The organism is Pseudomonas putida (assembly GCF_028682635.1).
Classification (GTDB): Bacteria; Pseudomonadota; Gammaproteobacteria; order Pseudomonadales; family Pseudomonadaceae; genus Aquipseudomonas; species Aquipseudomonas putida_AE.
Genome location: NZ_JANHLK010000041.1, coordinates 1 through 17,004, shown reverse-complemented (window position 1 = coordinate 17,004; position 17,004 = coordinate 1). Strand labels below are relative to the sequence as shown.

14 protein-coding genes and 1 pseudogene are annotated in these 17,004 nt (G+C 59.9%); 9 read left to right on the top strand and 6 right to left on the bottom strand.

The window, feature by feature from the left end; translation table 11 throughout:
• Positions 1-133 precede the first annotated feature (133 nt).
• The 4 genes from NPS56_RS28980 (at position 134) to gabP (ending at position 4,543) form a co-directional block, all read left to right on the top strand.
• Positions 134-1,054 (top strand): LysR family transcriptional regulator, encoded by a 921-nt coding sequence (locus NPS56_RS28980; RefSeq protein ID WP_274077826.1) that lies wholly within the window; start codon positions 134-136, stop codon positions 1,052-1,054.
• A 421-nt stretch (positions 1,055-1,475) separates the two neighbouring features.
• A complete protein-coding gene (locus tag NPS56_RS28975) occupies positions 1,476-2,012 on the top strand; it encodes a hypothetical protein (RefSeq protein WP_414920315.1) in 537 nt (178 codons plus the stop codon).
• Positions 2,013-2,154: 142 nt separating this feature from the next.
• A complete protein-coding gene (locus tag NPS56_RS28970; RefSeq protein ID WP_274077825.1) occupies positions 2,155-2,994 on the top strand; it encodes an alpha/beta fold hydrolase in 840 nt (279 codons plus the stop codon).
• Positions 2,995-3,142: 148 nt separating this feature from the next.
• On the top strand, positions 3,143-4,543 hold the full coding sequence (gabP, locus tag NPS56_RS28965) for a GABA permease (protein ID WP_274077824.1): 1,401 nt from the start codon (positions 3,143-3,145) through the stop codon (positions 4,541-4,543).
• Positions 4,544-4,549: 6 nt separating this feature from the next.
• On the opposite strand, the gene tspO is transcribed toward gabP, so the two are convergent.
• The 3 genes from tspO to NPS56_RS28950 form a co-directional block, all read right to left on the bottom strand.
• Positions 4,550-4,990, bottom strand: a complete 441-nt coding sequence (gene tspO / locus NPS56_RS28960; RefSeq protein ID WP_274077823.1) for a tryptophan-rich sensory protein TspO — start codon at positions 4,988-4,990, stop codon at positions 4,550-4,552.
• Between the two features lie 191 nt (positions 4,991-5,181).
• Positions 5,182-5,547, bottom strand: coding sequence for a response regulator transcription factor (locus tag NPS56_RS28955; RefSeq protein ID WP_274077822.1), 366 nt, complete (start codon positions 5,545-5,547; stop codon positions 5,182-5,184).
• Between the two features lie 44 nt (positions 5,548-5,591).
• Positions 5,592-6,584 carry a response regulator gene (locus NPS56_RS28950; protein ID WP_274077821.1) on the bottom strand — a complete coding sequence of 331 codons (993 nt, stop codon included), beginning with the start codon at positions 6,582-6,584 and terminating at the stop codon, positions 5,592-5,594.
• Between the two features lie 348 nt (positions 6,585-6,932).
• Here NPS56_RS28950 and NPS56_RS28945 point away from each other — a divergent pair, with 348 nt between their 5' ends.
• Positions 6,933-11,987, top strand: a complete 5,055-nt coding sequence (locus tag NPS56_RS28945) for a trifunctional serine/threonine-protein kinase/ATP-binding protein/sensor histidine kinase (protein WP_274077846.1) — start codon at positions 6,933-6,935, stop codon at positions 11,985-11,987.
• A gap of 57 nt (positions 11,988-12,044) precedes the next feature.
• On the opposite strand, the gene NPS56_RS28940 is transcribed toward NPS56_RS28945, so the two are convergent.
• The gene (locus NPS56_RS28940) at positions 12,045-12,446 is read right to left on the bottom strand and encodes a helix-turn-helix transcriptional regulator (protein ID WP_274077820.1); all 402 of its coding nucleotides are present in this window, start codon (positions 12,444-12,446) and stop codon (positions 12,045-12,047) included.
• A 298-nt stretch (positions 12,447-12,744) separates the two neighbouring features.
• Here NPS56_RS28940 and NPS56_RS28935 point away from each other — a divergent pair, with 298 nt between their 5' ends.
• From NPS56_RS28935 to NPS56_RS28925, 3 genes and pseudogenes are all read left to right on the top strand, one after another.
• Positions 12,745-13,737 (top strand): MBL fold metallo-hydrolase, encoded by a 993-nt coding sequence (locus NPS56_RS28935; RefSeq protein WP_274077819.1) that lies wholly within the window; start codon positions 12,745-12,747, stop codon positions 13,735-13,737.
• A 53-nt stretch (positions 13,738-13,790) separates the two neighbouring features.
• A complete protein-coding gene (locus NPS56_RS28930; RefSeq protein WP_274077818.1) occupies positions 13,791-14,810 on the top strand; it encodes an alpha/beta hydrolase in 1,020 nt (339 codons plus the stop codon).
• 44 nt (positions 14,811-14,854) lie between these two features.
• A pseudogene (locus NPS56_RS28925) lies at positions 14,855-15,007 on the top strand (isochorismatase family protein); the annotation flags it as partial.
• A gap of 120 nt (positions 15,008-15,127) precedes the next feature.
• On the opposite strand, the gene NPS56_RS28920 reads toward NPS56_RS28925, so the two are convergent.
• Together NPS56_RS28920 and NPS56_RS31480 are read right to left on the bottom strand one after the other, a co-directional pair.
• Positions 15,128-15,379, bottom strand: coding sequence for a DUF6555 family protein (locus tag NPS56_RS28920; protein WP_274077817.1), 252 nt, complete (start codon positions 15,377-15,379; stop codon positions 15,128-15,130).
• Positions 15,380-15,432: 53 nt separating this feature from the next.
• Positions 15,433-15,657 (bottom strand): hypothetical protein, encoded by a 225-nt coding sequence (locus NPS56_RS31480; protein WP_425313652.1) that lies wholly within the window; start codon positions 15,655-15,657, stop codon positions 15,433-15,435.
• Between the two features lie 488 nt (positions 15,658-16,145).
• Here NPS56_RS31480 and NPS56_RS28910 point away from each other — a divergent pair, with 488 nt between their 5' ends.
• Positions 16,146-16,976 carry an alpha/beta fold hydrolase gene (locus tag NPS56_RS28910; RefSeq protein WP_274077816.1) on the top strand — a complete coding sequence of 277 codons (831 nt, stop codon included), beginning with the start codon at positions 16,146-16,148 and terminating at the stop codon, positions 16,974-16,976.
• Positions 16,977-17,004: the final 28 nt, after the last annotated feature.

Below are 17,004 nucleotides of genomic sequence, written 5' to 3'. Positions count from 1 at the left end.
CTCCTTCGGGGCCATCGTGGCCCGTTGCTGATGATGGAACTACTGTAGAAAGTCGGCCGACCTGGATAAACAAGCAACTCTGGTCATGACTGTTTGTAGAATCCAAACTATCCAGACCCGAGTGAGGCGTGAAATGGACCGTTTCGATGCGATGCAGGCCTTCGCCCGAGTGGTGGAAACCGGCAGCTTCACCAAGGCGGCAGCCACCCTGCACATGAGCAAGACCAGCGTGACGCAGCTCGTCCAGCAACTGGAAGCGCGGCTGCGCGTGCGCCTGCTCAACCGCACCACACGCAAGGTCAACGTCACCGCCGATGGCGCGGCCTACTACGAGCGCGTCACCCGGCTGCTGGCCGATATGGACGACGCCGAGACCAGCCTGTCCAGCGCGTCGATGACACCGCGCGGACGGCTGCGGGTGGATGTGCCCAGTCCGCTGGCGCGAATGCTGCTGATACCTGCCTTGCCCGGGTTCTTTGCACGCTACCCGGAAATCCAGCTGACCGTGGGCGTGAGCGATCGAATCGTCGACATCATCGGCGAAAACGTCGACTGCGTGTTGCGTGGCGGCGAGATCACCGATCAGTCCCTGGTGGCAAGGCATGTGGGCGACCTGCAACTCGGTATCTATGCCGCGCCGGGCTACCTGCAGCGCTGCGGTACGCCGACGCACCCACGTGAGCTGGAGGAGGGCGGGCACAGTACCGTCGGCTTTCTCTGGTTTCGTACAGGCAAAGCCTTGCCCTACGCGATGCAGCGGGGCGAGGAACGCATCGAGGCCCAGGGCCGCCCGCAGCTGACGGTCGACGACGGCAATGCCTACCTCGCCGCAGGTCTGGCGGGTCTGGGCATGCTCTGGCTACCGCAGTACATGGCCAAACCGCACGTGGTCAGCGGCGAGCTGCTGCCACTGTTTGAGGACTGGCACATGGCACCGATGCCGATGTACCTGGCATTCCCGCCCAATCGCCATGTCAGCGCCAAGGTGCGGGTATTCATCGACTGGGTGATGGAATTGATGGCCGAGCATGCGCCGGTGGATGGACGGGGTTGAGGGTGGAGGGGGCTTTTGGCCCTATGCAGGCTTTCAGGCTCATCAAGTGGCCACCTCTGTCCAGCTCAAGGTGGCTGTCTCACGCCATGTCACGTCACTGATCCCGTATTTCTCGGCTTGAGGCCTGGAGACGACTTTAAGCGGCGGCCTTCCCGGTTTGAAAATCAGGTTCCTTGACCCATTCCTTCAAAATCGCGACATGGCGCTTCTGGGGGCGCTGGTTTTTCCGCGCGATGTAGAGAGCGTTTGCGTTGTGTAAGTTTTGCTCAGCGAAGGATCGAGCGACGACTGGTGAAGTAAATGCCCGAGTGGCAGTACGCCGTGCCGCTCGTCGAATTTGAAGAATCTTTAGAAAATTTTCTCAGGCCCATCACCTTCAGATGAAATGGCCACCGTACCAACCGATCAGAGTGAAACCATCGTGCCGAAAATCCTGACCTCTCACATCGATCAAACCGAGCTGAGCGAGCACAACGCAAAGATGTTTGGCTCGCCCAAAGAGCGCTTGGATTTCTACCGAAGGGAGATTCAGTACGAGACCAGTATCCTCGCCAATCGGACGGACGCTTACCTGGCCGCACAGTCGTTTCTGGTGATTGCCTTTGCTTCCTGCATGGCCAATCTGAACCCCGAGTGGGGCAAGCTGTTCACGTTGGTGGTACCCCCGTTTCTGGCATTGTTTGGCGTGCTCAGTTCCCTGAATGCCTGGCCCGGCATTCGCGCGGCCTATGACATTATCGATCACTGGTATTTCAAGCAGAGCGAGCTGCTGCGCAGTGAGCCGCTGATGGGATTGGCCTACGACGAATCCCCTTTGTTTTCCGAACGAGAGTCCACGCATAAAGGCTACCGCAAAGCCTTGTTGTTTTCGGTGCGTACGCCATGGATCTTTACCACATTCTGGATACTGCTCGGGGCCTGGTCGATCTTCATTCAAGTTTCAAACCCAGGCGCCTGAGCGGGGAAGATTTCAATGCTCAAGATCATCAGTGCCCACGACTTGAAGATCGACCTGGACAGCGCCAATGAAAGGCCCCAAAACCGTCGAGGGTGTTATTCCTGCCATTGAGATCCATGAGGCAGGCCAGGGGGGGGAATCCATGACAACACACAAGTTGACCATTCAAGATTTGCAGTTGAACGTTTCAATCCGCGGCCAAGGTTCACCGCTGCTCTTGCTCAACGGCCTGGGTGGTTTGATCCGTACCTTCGATCCCCTGCGCGATGAACTGGTGGGCTACAGGACCATTACGCTGGATGTGCCCGGGGTCGGAAAATCGCAAACGCCCCGCAGGCCGATGCGTCTGCCGCGCCATGCCGACCTGATCGCCGAGATGCTCAAGCAATTGGGGATCGAACAGGTCGATGTGTTCGGTGTGAGTTGGGGCGGTGCATTGGCGCAGGAATTCGCCCTGCGTTACCCGGGCATGGTGCGTCGGCTGATCCTTGCCGCGACCTCCGCCGGCCCGGCGATGCTGGTGAAGCCCGCCGATATCCTGGATTTTTTTCGCAGTAGCAAACGTGTCAAACCGGGCAAGCAGGAAGGCTCGAGCAATTCGCTACAGACGCTGCTGCGCTTCGGTGTGGTGAACGGCATGCTCACGGCCAACCCGCGGACCTATTACCACCAGCTAGCCGCCCTGATCGGCTGGACCAGCCTGCTGCGGCTGTTCCGTCTGCGCCAGCGCACGCTGATCCTCACCGGCGAACGCGACACCCTGGTACGGCTGTACAACGCGCACATCCTGCGCCGCGCCATCCGCCGTGCCGAATTGTACGTCCTGCAGGGCGAGGGGCATTTTTTCGTGGTGACCAGCGCCAGGCGAACCGCCGAAGCGATACGCGAATTCCTCAGCCAGCAGCACGACGATGAAGAGCCTGCGCTGATGATCGCCAACGGCATGTACAAGCCACGCCTGCAGCCATCCGAGCGCAATTGATTGCGATGCCGGCTAATTGACCGACGAGTCTTGGCCGTGAACGAATAGCTCGCCCGTGTCGAGATCAGACACGGAGGCGGCGTGATCAGGTAACTGATTTGGCGGAAAAGCCGGGTAAGGTGGCGCATCTTTTGCCGCGGTGCACACAATGACAAGCCCGAGTTCCAAGGATTCGAACGGCCAATTGGCGCAGGGCTTCAAGCCTCGTCACGTCACCATGCTTTCCATTGCCGGCATCATCGGCGCCGGATTGTTCGTAGGCTCGGGGCATGCCATTGCGGCGGCCGGTCCGGCCGTATTGCTGGCCTATCTGTTCTCCGGCCTGCTGGTGGTGCTGGTCATGCGCATGCTCGGGGAAATGGCGGTGGCCAATCCCGATACCGGGTCTTTTTCGACCTATGCCGACCAGGCCATCGGGCGCTGGGCCGGCTTCACCATCGGTTGGCTCTACTGGTGGTTCTGGGTGCTGGTGATCCCTATCGAAGCACTGGCCGCCGGCCATGTGCTGAACCAATGGTTTCCCCAGATCGATGCCTGGCTGTTTGCCCTGGCGTCGATCATTGCGTTGGTGATCACCAACCTGTTCAGTGTCTCCAAGTACGGCGAGTTCGAATTCTGGTTCGCCATGGCCAAGGTGGTGGCGATCATCGGTTTCATCGGCGTGGGATTTGCCGTGTTGATGGGCTGGGTGCCCGATCGGCAGGTCAGCGGCTTGAGCGGCCTGATGGCGGAACACGGCGGGTTCGCCCCCAATGGCCTGTCGGCGGTGGTGGGCGCCTTCATTACCATCATGTTCAGCTTCATCGGGACGGAGGCGGTGACCATCGCCGCCGCCGAATCCGATAATCCCTCGCAGAACATTGCCAAGGCCACCCGCTCGGTGATCTGGCGCATCGGCGTGTTCTACCTGTTGTCGATTTTCGTGGTCATCTCCGTGGTGCCCTGGAACGATCCGCTGCTGGCTTCCGTGGGCTCCTACCAGCGCGCACTGGAAATCATGAACATTCCCCACGCCAAGTTCATGGTGGACGTGGTGGTGCTGATCGCCGTGGCCAGTTGCATGAACTCCTCGATCTACATCGCCTCGCGCATGCTCTACTCGCTGGGTAAGCGTGGCGATGCGCCGAAGGCGCTGAAGGTGACCTCCAGCGAAGGCGTGCCGCGGGCAGCCGTCATCGCCAGCACCGTGCTGGGCGCGGGGATCACCGTGTGGAGCTACTTCATGCCTGCCGGCCTGTTCGAATTCCTGCTTGCCAGTTCAGGCGCCATCGCCTTGCTGGTGTACCTGGCCATTGCCGTGTCGCAGTTGCGCATGCGGCGGATGTTGCGTCGGCAGAAGGTCGAGCTGACCTTTCGCATGTGGCTGTTTCCCTGGCTGACCTGGCTGGTGATTGTGTTCATTTGCGCAGCGCTGGCGGTGATGATGATCACCCCCGAGCACCGCACCGAAGTGAGCACCACCATCGGCCTGGCGCTGGCGATTTCCTTTATCGGCCTGGTGACATCCCGGCACCCAACACAACCTGAAAGGGCGACTTCGTTGGGCTAGGTGGCATCAGCGGTTATTGCGCCAGATGGAAAAATTCAACGCGGCCGCTACACACAGCCAGGCAACGTAAGGAAAGAAGATCAGGCCAGTGATGACATCGAGCCGCACTGCCATTACCACCATTGCCACGGCCACCAGCCAGAGCAGTGCCAGGATCAGCATGGCGGCGAGAAGGTGGTGCGCGCCGAAGAACACCGGCGTCCACAGCGTATTCAGCGCAATCTGCGCCGCCCATAACGCCAGCACCACCTGGCTACCCGGTATCAAGGTCATCCGGTATCCGCCCCAGGCGAGCAGCAGGTAGATGGTCGTCCAGGCGAGGGGAAACACCCAATTGGGCGGCGTGAAGCCGGGTTTGACCAGGGATTCGTACCACTGGCCCGGTTTGAACAGGATGCCGGTGCTGGCGGCAGCGGCGCAGGCGAGAAGGAAAATGAAAAAAGTCATCACAAGTCCTTGGCTGGGGGTCAGTTGTCCGGGGGAGACAGGCCATGTCGGCCTGTCTTAAACAAGGGACGCCCGGCGAAGGGAAAAGTTTGGATTGAGGCTGGAATATTCCAACTGAAGTTTGCCGTTCTCTACCGGGCTTACTGCGGACGCAGCCTTGGCCGGTTGACTTGCGGCAGCATCAGAGACTTTCAACGCTCACATTGAAGCGCAGACTCGACCGCACTCAGCAAAGCTTCGCCGCTGAAGGGTTTGCGCAAACATTCGATGGGCTCATAGCGGCTGGTTTCGGCCAGTGTCGCTTCATCCCAGTGTGCCGACATGCAAATCACTGGAAATCTACTGTCTTTGAGCGTCAGCGCGTGCATGACCTCGATCCCTGACAGTCCGTTCATCTTCAAATCCAGCAGCAGGCATGCGATCTCATCGAAGTTTTCGAGGGCCAGGAACTCCTCTCCCGAAGTGAATACCCGAGAGCGGTATCCCGCCGACCGCAGCAGATTGGCCAGGCTTTTGCGAACGGACGCATCGTCGTCCACGATACAGACGATGATCATGGCGCTGACCGATGACCCGGGTGCGGCGCAGTCATTGTGGGTAGTCATGCAGGACTCTGCGGGCCAGACGTCGGCTCTGCGCTAATCAACCCATACAGGCTGACCAGGCTCACCAGCGAGCGCGTTTGCATTTTCTCCATGATGTGTTTGCGATGGACCTTGGCGGTGATTTCGCTGGTACCCAGCCGGTTGGCGATGTGTTTGTTGGACAGACCCTCCACGATCAGTGGCAGCACTTCGCACTCACGGGGGGTCAACAGAGCGGCTTTTTTACGGGCGGCCTGAATGCGCCGCCATAGCTCGAATGCCATCGCTGCACGCTGACGGGTGGTGCGCAGGGTATCGAGTAACTGCTCGTCGTTGAAAGGTTTGGTCATGAACTCGACCGCTCCCGCTTTCATGGCCTGCACCGACATCGGGATGGTGCCGAACCCTGTCATGAAAATCACCGGCCACGGATGTCCGCGTTGTCCGAGTGCCGATTGCAGTTCCAGGCCTGTCGCCTCGGGCAGGCTGATGTCCAGCAACAGGCAGGCGGGGCCAATGTCGAGGTCAGCATTGAGCAATTCTTCGGCCGAGGTGAATATCCGGTGTGCGATGCCTTCGGCCCGCAGCAAACGACTGAGTGCTGTGCGTACGGACGCTTCATCATCCACGATGTACACCGGCACGCTGTCAGGATCGATCTTCTCCTGATCCTCGGACGCATTGGTGACCGGAGATACCGGATGGAACAGGGGCAGGGGCGATTCACGTTCTTTCAATAATCGGTAACCTCGGCGCGGGACCGTCTGGATGAACTGTTTTTCTCCAAGCAACTTGCGCAGCGAGGAGATCTGCACCTGGAGATTGTTTTCCTCGACGACGGTGTCAGGCCAGACCTGTGTGATCAATTCATCCTTGCTGACGATTCGGCCATCGGCTTGCAACAGCACCGAGAGGATTTCGAATGCCCGGCCCCCGACACGCAGCGGCCGTCCATCAAGAAAGGCTTCACGCCGTTCCAGGGAAATAGTGGCCTGGCCGAGTCGGATCATAGGTACCTCTGAACTGCGTTGACGGGGAGTGACGCCGCAACGTCGTTTCATCAGGGCTACACGCTAGGGGACGGCCTCGCATAATGCAATTATCCCGAGGGATAACACGCAGCGATTCCGGTAGGCAAAAAACTACAGGCCGGGGGGCCCTCGACTGCCATCCTGATGCCGATAACGGACAGGATCGCTCAAGCGCAGCCCCCGGGCCAGAGCCTTGCGTATACTCACCGGCTCAGCCCGAATCTTCAGCGGTGATTGTTCATGCCCAGCAGCTCTCTCTCAGCATCCGGTTTGCACATTCTTGATGTCGTACACGATGAAGCCTGGCTTGAGCATTGCACCTTCACCCTGGTGCGCAGGGAAAACGACCTGACCTGGTTCGCGCTCCAGGATCGTCCATCGGGCACACGCTGGCTCGCCGCCCGGGCGCCGATCCAGCGGCCTTCCCTATGTCAGCGGCTGGAACGCGAGTTTCACTTGCGTCTGGATCCGGCCTGGGCGATTGCCCCTGTCGCGTTCATTCGCTCGGCCGAGGGGCCTTTGTTGATCTATCCCGCGTCCGGGGTGCCGCTGACTGATTTGATCAGTGACACAGGGCTGCCACTGGCACGCTTGCTGGCTATCGCCGTAGCCGCGGCCAACGCACTGGCGGGCGCCCAGAAGAGGGGTGTGCGACATGCCAGCCTGCTACCCCACCACTTGGTGGTAGATGCGGCCGACTCGGTCAGGCTGCTGAGTGTTCACAACCATGCCGGGGAGGCGCCCGCCGTTGAACTTCCCGACCTGGAGCAATGGCCTTATTTGGCCCCCGAGCAGGTACGACGCGATGCCGCCAGTTTTGATGCGCGCAGCGATATCTACGCGCTGACCGCGATTCTTTATCAGGCACTGACCGGCCGCCTGCCGCTCACTGCTCGCGACCCGGCCCAATGGCTGCACGTGCATGCCGCTGTCCAGCCTGAATCACCGGCGATTCATGTCACCGATCTGCCGGAAGGCATCTGCCGAGTGCTGCTCAAAGGCCTGGCGAAAGAACCGGGTGCCCGCTACCAGAGTGCCGAATCAATGGCCGTAGATCTGGCCTGGTGCCAACAGCAGTGGCTGGAACATGAGCGTATCGACGCGTTCCGCCTGGGCGCGATCGATGTGTTGCCTGCCTCGGCCCGCGGCGATGTGCTGTTCGGTCGAGAGGCCGAACGCACGCAGTTGGTCGAGCTGATGGATCAGGTGGGCCGCGATGGCGTTGCCCGGGTCCTGCTGGTCGGTGGAGCGCCGGGCGCCGGAAAGTCGACGCTGATACATCAGGGTGTCCGGCCCCTGGCGCCAGGCTACTGGGCCAGCGGCAAGAGCAATCTGTTGCAGCAGGAAATTCCATTTGCGCCCTTGGCAGAAATCCTCAAGTCGCTGATGACCCAGTTGCTGGGCAAGCCGGCTCTGGAGCTGCAGACGCTGGGCGAGCAACTGGTCGAACGGCTCAAGGGGCGGGGCAGGCTTCTGGTGGAACTGGCGCCCGAGGCCGAGCTGGTCATCGGGGTCACACCTGAGCTGCCGAACATGCCGGCCCGACATGCGCTCGATCGCGCCAACCGGACCCTGCTCGATGTATTGGAAGTCTTCGCTCAGCCGGGATGTCCCCTGGTGCTGTTCGTGGATGATGTGCAATGGGCGGACGATTCGACGCTGTCGTTTTTGCAGGCCTTCGTCGATCGGCGGCCCAGGCATCTGGTGCTGATCCTGGCGTATCGCGAGGCGCAGACGCAGGCTCTCGAGCGCGAGGGGGGAGTGCTGGAGGTGCTGGGCCGCGAGCAATCTTTGCCTTGTGCAAGCGTCTTGCTGGGGCCATTGTCGGTGGCCGCTGTCGCGCAGATGATCGCCGCTGAACTGGACACCGAAACCAGGGAGATTGCGGCCCTGGCGCAAGTCGTGCATTACAAGACGGCCGGCAACCCTCTGTTCGTCAGCCAGGTGTTGCGCGCATTGATCGATGAGCATCTGGTGCGCTTTGACGTGCAGGGGCGCCGCTGGGTCTGGAATCAACAGGACGTGGACGGTTATCGCTACGCCGACAACGTCGCGGACTTGATGGTATTGCGACTCGAGCGCCTGTCACCTATGGAGCGCGAAGTGCTGCGCACGGCCGGATACGTCGGCGGACGCTGTGATGTGTCACTGCTGCATCGGCTGTTGCCGTGTGAGCCGCAGCAAATCACCCGTGATGTGCAAAGCCTGGTCGATGCAGGTTTTCTGTTGCGTGAACGCGAGCAACTGGTGTTTCCCCATGACCGTGTGCTTGAGGCGGCCTGTCAGCTTGCGGCGTCAGCGGGACGCGCCGCCGAGCATGCGCGTATCGCTGGCGCCATGCTTGATCATTGGGGCGAGCAGATCCATGAGCGTGTGTTCGAAATCGCCAGTCAGGTCCAGCGCATTGAAGCCGATGAACTGCAGGCGCATCGCCGGGCGGCGTTCGTCGAGCTGTTGGTCGAAGCCGCCGAACGCGCCCGCGACACCGCCGCTGTCGAGCAGGCCGTGGGCTATCTTCGCACGGCCGAGAGTCTGCTCGGCCAGACAGGTTGGTCGAGCCTCTACAGGCAGGCGTTTGCCACCCAATGGCTGGCTGCCGAGTGCGACATGCTCCTGGCCGATCTGGAAGGCGCCCGGCGCCGCCTCGACGATTGCCTCACCCAGGCCACCACAGTGCTCGACCGCGCGAAGACCTACCGGTTACGGGCCACCTTGCGCACGCTGCACTCCGATTACGAGGGGGCGATCACCGAGGCGCTGAACGGTCTGGCCTTGCTCGATATTCCCCTTCAGCGCAGGCCCTCGCAGGACGATTTGACCCTGGCATTTACCCAGGTTCGTGAGTATGTAGGCGCACGCCGCATCGCCGATCTGGTGCATTTGCCCAAGGCCGATGACCCGTCAGTCGAAGCGGCCATGGAGTTGCTCAGTACGTTGATTTCTTCGTTCTTCGTCGACGACGACATCCGTTTTCTGCATTTGGCAAAAATGGTCGAACTCACACTGCTGCATGGCACCACGTCAGGCAGCGGTTACGGTTTTGCCTGGTTTGGCGTGATGATTGCCGAACGTTATGGCGAATATGTGGACGGGCAGGCCTTCGCCGAAGTGGCGCTTGAAATCACCGACAAGCAAGGCTACGAAGCCGGGCGCACAGGCACGCTGGTGGCGCTCGATCAAGTCAGCCCGTGGACCCGACCGATGGCGTACGCTCGACAGAAGGCGTTCGCCGCATTCGAGTGCGGCCAGGCCGGCGGCGACCTGGGCATGTCCTGTTACGCCTGCAACCACATCGGTTCCGACCTGCTGTTCATGGGCGAACCCTTGCAAGGGGTGTTGAACGAACTGGAGCATGGGTTGGCGTGGGTACGGCAATTTCATTACATCGATATCGAGCGTATCCTGCTGGCGCAACAGGCTTTCGCCACCGATCTGCGTGACGGGCGCCTCCATCGACCGTTGGCCGAACTGGATGGCATCGAGCATGACCGTTTCGGCCCCATTGACCGTGCCCGTGTGTCGCAGCCGACGTTGTTCTGGTCGTGGCTGTATTCAGGCATGTCGGCGTTTTATTTTGGCGATATCCCTTACGCATTAAGACGTTTCGAAGAAGCCGCCGCGCTCGCCTGGTCCATCCCGGCGCATATCAATCTCGCCGATTACTACCTGTTCTACAGCCTGTCCCTGGGTAGTGCGCAAGCGCCGGGCGAGGTGACGGAAAAACTGGAAAAACTCGAGCGGCAACGCCTGCGCTTCCTGCCCTGGGTCGAACTCAACCCGATAACCTTCCGCAACAAACTGCTGCTGATCGAGGGAGTCATCGCCCGTTTGCGTGGTCAGGAACTGGTCGCTATCCGTTGTTTCGATCAGTCGCAGATCGCTGCAGCGGCGGCAGGTTTCATCCATGAGCAGGCGCTGGCCCATGAACAGCTGGCCGATATCTGCCTACCCAACGGGCTGGTGTCGGGTGCCAATTACCACCTGCGTGTCGCGCGCGATTGCTACGACCTTTGGGGCGCCAACAGCAAGGCACGCCTATTGGAAACCTTGCACCCGTTTTTGAGTGCGCAGCCATCGTTCGAACCGGTCCGGCCAATGACCCAGGCCCGCCTCGATCTTGAAGTGGGGATCGAAGCGGCGCGTGCACTGTCGCAGGAGGTTCTGCACGAGCGACTGGTCGAAACCCTGATGAATCACTTGATGATTCAGGCCGGTGCCGACAATGGCGTGCTGATGATGGTCAGCGGCGCCGAACTGCAACTGGCTGCGACGGCTTCGGTCGAAGCCGGCAGTGTGCGGGTCACTCTGGACTGCGCGCAACCGCTCGAAGCGATGGCGCCGGCCTCGGTGCTCAACGCCACGATGCGCACGCGCACGACCCTGCTGCTCGACGATGCCCGGGCCGATTGTCCCGAGGCCTACAGCAGCGATCTGCAACGGCGCCAGGTGCGGTCGGTGTTGTGCCTGCCGTTGCTCAAACAAGGCCTGTTGGTCGGCCTGGTCTATCTGGAAAATAGCCTGGTCCCCAAGCTGTTCAACGCCCAGCGCCTGACCATGCTGGAAATTCTCGCCTCTGCGGCCGCGGTGTCACTGCAAACCGCCAAGCTGTATGAACAGCTGGTCGAGGATAACCGGCTACACGCACAAATGGAGGCGGACTTGCGCAGTTCTCGCGCGGAACTGGCGCGTAGCTCGCACCTCAAGGTCATGGGCGAGCTTTCTGCTTCGATTGCCCATGAAATCAGCCAGCCGCTGCTGGGCATTGTGTCCAACGCCTCGGCCAGTCTGCGCTGGCTCAAGCGTGACCAGCCCGATCTGGAGGAGGCGATTCAGGGGCTGGAAGACATTCGCTCGGACAGTGCTCGCGCCGCGGACATAGTCCAGGCACTTCGTGCACTCGCCAAACAGGCTCCGTTGCAACGGTTACCGGTGCAAATCGATCACTTGATCGCAGAGGTCGTGCGCCTGACCGCCACCGACCCGGCGAACCGCAATGTGCGCCTGGAGACCCGGCTTGAGGCGCAATGCCCGGTGTCGGTCGACGAGGTGCAGATCCAGCAGGTGGTGTTCAACCTGATCACCAATGCGCTGGATGCCATCGCCGGAGCAGGGTTGCCCAATGGACGCATCATCATCGGCTCAGTGGTAAAGGACGCTCATGTCCAGGTCTGCTTCCAGGACAACGGCCCCGGAATTGACGCACACCAGCGCGAGCAGATCTTTGATGCCTTCTTCACCACCAAAGGTAGCGGCATGGGAATGGGCCTGGCCATCTGCAGGTCGGTGATCGGTGCGCATGGCGGGACATTGGTGGTTCAGGACAGCGAGCAGGGTGCGCGAATTTGCTTCAACTTGCCCCTGGCACCGGCCAGCGCCGGATGAAAAAAAGGCCGCATGAGCGGCCAAAGGGAGGAGTTCGTTTTGTCGGTCTCGATCATTTCACGCGTGTAGTTCTCGCGCGTGCGACTGTCCCACGCCTTCGACCAGGCTTTCGTGAATGCGCCAGTTGGGTATGTCCCGATCAATCACTGGCGTCTGGAGAGGGTGGCTCATTGCAGGAACAAAGGCCCGGCGCCATGCCTTGGGGGTCATTCCTTCCAGGCGGCTGAAGGTGCGGGTGAAATGCGAGTGGTCCGCGAAACCGCATTCATAGACGACATCGGTGATCGGCATCGAGGTGATCAGCAGGCTTTTGGCTTTTTCGATTTTCATCATCACCAGCCAGCCCTGCGGCGAGTGGCCGGTAACTTTTTTGAATGCTCGGGAAAAATGGCTACGGGACAGGTTGCAGTGTTCGGCAATCGCGCTGATGCGAACGCAGCTGCCCATGTCACGCAGCATCAGCTCCTTGGCACGGCGCTCCTGCCAGCCGGACAGGGCGCCCAACGGCCGTACAACAGGGCATGGATGGTTTGTATTCACCGATGGCGGGTTCATGGTGGCTCTCCTGATCGTTCAGGAAAGTCTGTCCGCCAGCGACATTTAAAGTCCTTAAGCAAACCTTAAGAGTTATGAAGTGGGCCTTGCCACAGGCGTTAATCAGCACATCGCTGCAATTTTCAGGGTGTCGGGCAGGTGCATGATCGAGTTTACCCGGCTGACGTGATCAGCCGTTTTCTGACTCGATCAAAGGTGAGGCATGAAGCATTCTCTGGTTTGCACACTGCGTGGATTAGGCCTGGCATTCGTGCTGACTTCGGTTGGCGCACAGGCTCAGGCGCCGATTCAGGCCACTCAGGTCCCCGGCTACTACCGGTTGGCGGTAGGGGATTACGAAGTGACGGCGCTGTTCGACGGTTACAACGATCTTTCACCGAAGCTGCTGCAGGGCATGAACCAGAGTCAGATCCGCGCGCTACTCGCCCGTCGCGCAATTGAAACACCGGGCGTGCAAACGGCGTTCAACGCTTTCCTGATCAACACTGGCAAACAACTGATTCTGGTCGACACCGGGGCAGGGCAGTGCATCGGTGCCACCGCCGGCCAGCTCTCGGCCAACATGCAAGCCGCCGGCTACAAGCCGGAGCAGGTCGATGCCATCCTGCTTACGCACTTGCATCTGGATCATGTCTGCGGTCTGGTGGATGGTCAGCAGCAGCCGATCTTCGCCAACGCCTCGGTGTATGCCGCCAAGGCCGAAGCCGATTACTGGCTGGACCCGCAGGCGCTGGCCAAAGCTGCGGAAGCGGCCAAAGGCTTCTTCAAGATCGCGCAGGACTCCACCGCACCTTACATCGCCGCGGGGCGCTTCAAAACCTTCTCTCCGGGTCAGTCGCCGTTGCCGGGTGTGGTCGAGGCCCAACTGGAGACCGGACACACGCCGGGCAGCAGCACTTACCGCTTTACCTCCCAGGGGCAAAGCATCCTGTTCATGGGGGACCTGGTGCACAACCTCGCCGTGCAATTCCTGCACCCGGAGGTGTCGATCGGGTTCGACGTCGACAATCAGCAAGCGATCAAGAGTCGCAATCAGGTGTTCAGCGCCGCTGCCACGAGCAAGACCTGGGTGACGGCCGCGCACTTGCCGTTCCCCGGTATCGGTCATATCAGCGCCGTGGACAAGCATTTCGAATGGGTGCCGTTGGAGTACGGGCCGTACAAACGAGCGGCCAACGTTCCGCTGATCGAGTAACGCCCGTGGCGCCCGCGTCTGACTCAACCTCTAACAACCAAAAAGGATTACCCATGAACATCCTCCAGAAAACCCTGGCCATCTCTCTCCTGGCTCTTTCCATAGACAATGCCATTGCCGCAGGCAGTCCGGGCGTCGAACACAACACCCAGGCCTTTCTTGAAGCCCTGGCGGCCGGTGGCGGAAAACCGCTGGAGCAAATGAGCCCGAAGGACGCCCGTGCGGTTCTAACCGGAGCACAGGCATCGGTGAAGGTTGATCTGTCCGGCGTCGAAGTCAGCGACCGCTCTATCTCGGTGGGAGAGCAAATCATAAAACTGAAAATCGTCCGCCCGGCCAAGGTCAAAGGTGAGTTGCCAGTGTTCATGTTTTTCCATGGCGGTGGCTGGGTCTTGGGCGACTTCCCAACTCACCAACGCCTGATTCGCGACCTGGTGGTGGGCTCCGGCGCCGTCGCAGTGTATGTCGATTACACGCCGTCGCCAGAAGCGCAGTTCCCGACCGCGATCAACCAGGCCTATGGCGCGACTCGCTGGGTGGCCGAGCATGGCAAGGACATCGGTGTCGACGGTAAGCGGCTGGCGGTTGCCGGCAACAGTGTCGGCGGTAACATGGCGGCGGTCGTGGCGTTGATGGCCAAGGAACAGAAAGCCCCGGCCCTGCGCTTTCAGTTACTGATGTGGCCGGTGACCAACGCCGGGTTCGACAGTGGCTCGTATCAGCAATTTGCCGAGGGCCACTTCCTGACGAAGGGCATGATGCAGTGGTTCTGGGACAACTACACCATCAACCCGGCCGAGCGCGCACAGATCCACGCCTCACCGCTCAACGCCAGCGCCGAACAGCTCAAAGGGCTGCCGGCAGCCCTGGTGCAAACAGCCGAGTTCGACGTGTTGCGTGATGAAGGCGAAGGTTACGCCCGCCACCTGGATGCGGCCGGTGTGCCGGTCACCTCTGTGCGCTATAACGGCATGATCCACGACTTCGGCTTGCTCAATCCGCTGAGCTCGATTCCCGAGGTCAAGGCTGCGGTGCGTCAGGCAGCACTGGAGCTCAAAACGCATTTGAACTGAGCCTCCAAAATGAAGCCTGCCTTGCGGCAGGCTTCTCATTGATCTTCGAGGTGTATTTCATCGCTGACGCTTGTGGTGACATCTCGGTCGAAGCTCATGAGATGGCCATTCAGCGCATGGTGCAACTTGGGGCACGTCCGATGACATCCCTGCAATACCTGCTTGAATTGCAACGTGACTGGGCCCGTACCGATAGTGAAAGACTCCTCGTAGACATCGAAATGGTACTCAATTGACTGCGCGCTTATTAAACCTCTTTACACCTGGTTTATTTACAAATAGGCAGTTCATTAATATCGGCCTCAAAAAACGGCTCATCAAGTTGCAACCTCCGTCCAGCTCAACGTTGCTGTCTCACGCCATGTCACGTCACTGATACCGTACTTCTCGGCTTGAGGCTTGGAAACGACCTTGAGCGGCGGCCTTCCCGGTTTGGGTATGGGCGCCACTCCTGCGTCACAACTTGCCCAGTGCCATGCATCAGCGCTGCTCTTTATCTTCGTCCTGATAATGAATGACCTTGGCTCCCCATGAAGCTTGTATTCAATGACGTAAAGACCGGTATTCATGAGATCCCCCTCCATTCGCTCATAGACAAAGGAGTGGCGGCGTCAGAAAAAATTCAAAGCAATTTTAGGGTATGGTAACTCATTGATTCTATTGATTTTATAAGCTTGGTTTGGTTGTCGTGCACGCAGCGCATTGGCTCGGAATAGGGAAATGAATGACCGGTGAGCAGAATTTGGAATGAACGAGCCTTGCAGGGGGCAACTGCGAAGACCTGCATCGCTTTTTCGACACTCGTTGCCAGGTGCAGCTCCAGGCCGCCGAATACGCGTTGAAGCATTTACCGCACTTCCACCGCCGCGCGCTGGCAGGTGAACGAGGGTAGGAGCACGTTTGCGGTCCTGGAACGAAACGGCAAGATGTCGCTCCTGGCGATAGGGCCGAACACGGCATCGGACGGGGTATTGGATGCCATTTTAAAAGGGAGCGGGTTTCGGATTACGTTGATTATTTGCAATGGCCAGCCATGGTGGTCACGGTGAACTCGGCCTGGTTTGTCGGTTCCCAACGACCATTTCCGTGAAACCCTATCTCTGTGCAGTGCTCGCATATAGATGTCGGCGGCAACGCATAATTCATTGTTTTCGATGGCAGGCACATCGAGCGACCGCCCGTCAGTCGTCCTGATCAATTGTTTGAACATCCGCTGATTTTCCCCGGTTCGCCTATTCTCAAACTCCAGCCAAAAACATTGACCTTGAAGTTGCCTTCAGTTCCCAGGTGTTTTGGCGGCCAGGCGGTGCAACCTTTCATTGAGGAGACGCGAACATGGGGTATGTCACTACGCAGGACGGTGTCGAGATCTTTTACAAAGACTGGGGGCCGCGCGAGGCCCCGGTGATCTGGTTTCATCACGGATGGCCACTGAGTGCCGATGACTGGGATGCCCAGATGCTGTTTTTCCTGGCGAACGGCTACCGGGTGATTGCCCACGACCGGCGCGGCCACGGGCGCTCCAGTCAGGTCTGGGATGGGCACGACATGGATCACTATGCCGATGACGTCAGGGCCGTGGTCGACCATCTTGGCGTGCAGGGTGCCGTCCATGTAGGGCACTCCACCGGCGGTGGTGAAGTCATCCATTACATTGCCCGGCACGGCGAAAACCGCGTGTCGAAGGCCGCCATCATCAGCGCCGTGCCACCCTTGATGGTGCAGACCCCTGGCAATCCGGGCGGCTTGCCCAAGTCGGTGTTCGATGACTTGCAGGCGCAGCTCAAGGCCAACCGCGCCCAGTTCTACCGTGACGTTCCGGCGGGGCCTTTCTACGGGTATAACCGCCCGGGTGCAACACCGTCCGAAGGCAACATCCAGAACTGGTGGCGACAAGGCATGATGGGCTGTGCCATTGCCCATTACGACGGGATCGTGGCCTTTTCCCAGACCGACTTCACCGAAGATCTGAAGAAGATCACGATCCCGGTGCTGGTGATGCATGGCGATGACGACCAGATCGTGCCTTATGAAGACTCCGGACCGTTGTCAGCCAAGCTGTTGCAAAACGGCACGCTGAAAACCTACCCGGGCTACCCCCACGGCATGCCGACCACCAACGCCGATGCCATCAACGCCGACTTGCTGGCTTTCGTCAGAAGCTAAGCGACACACATCTGTAGGAGCCGGTTTT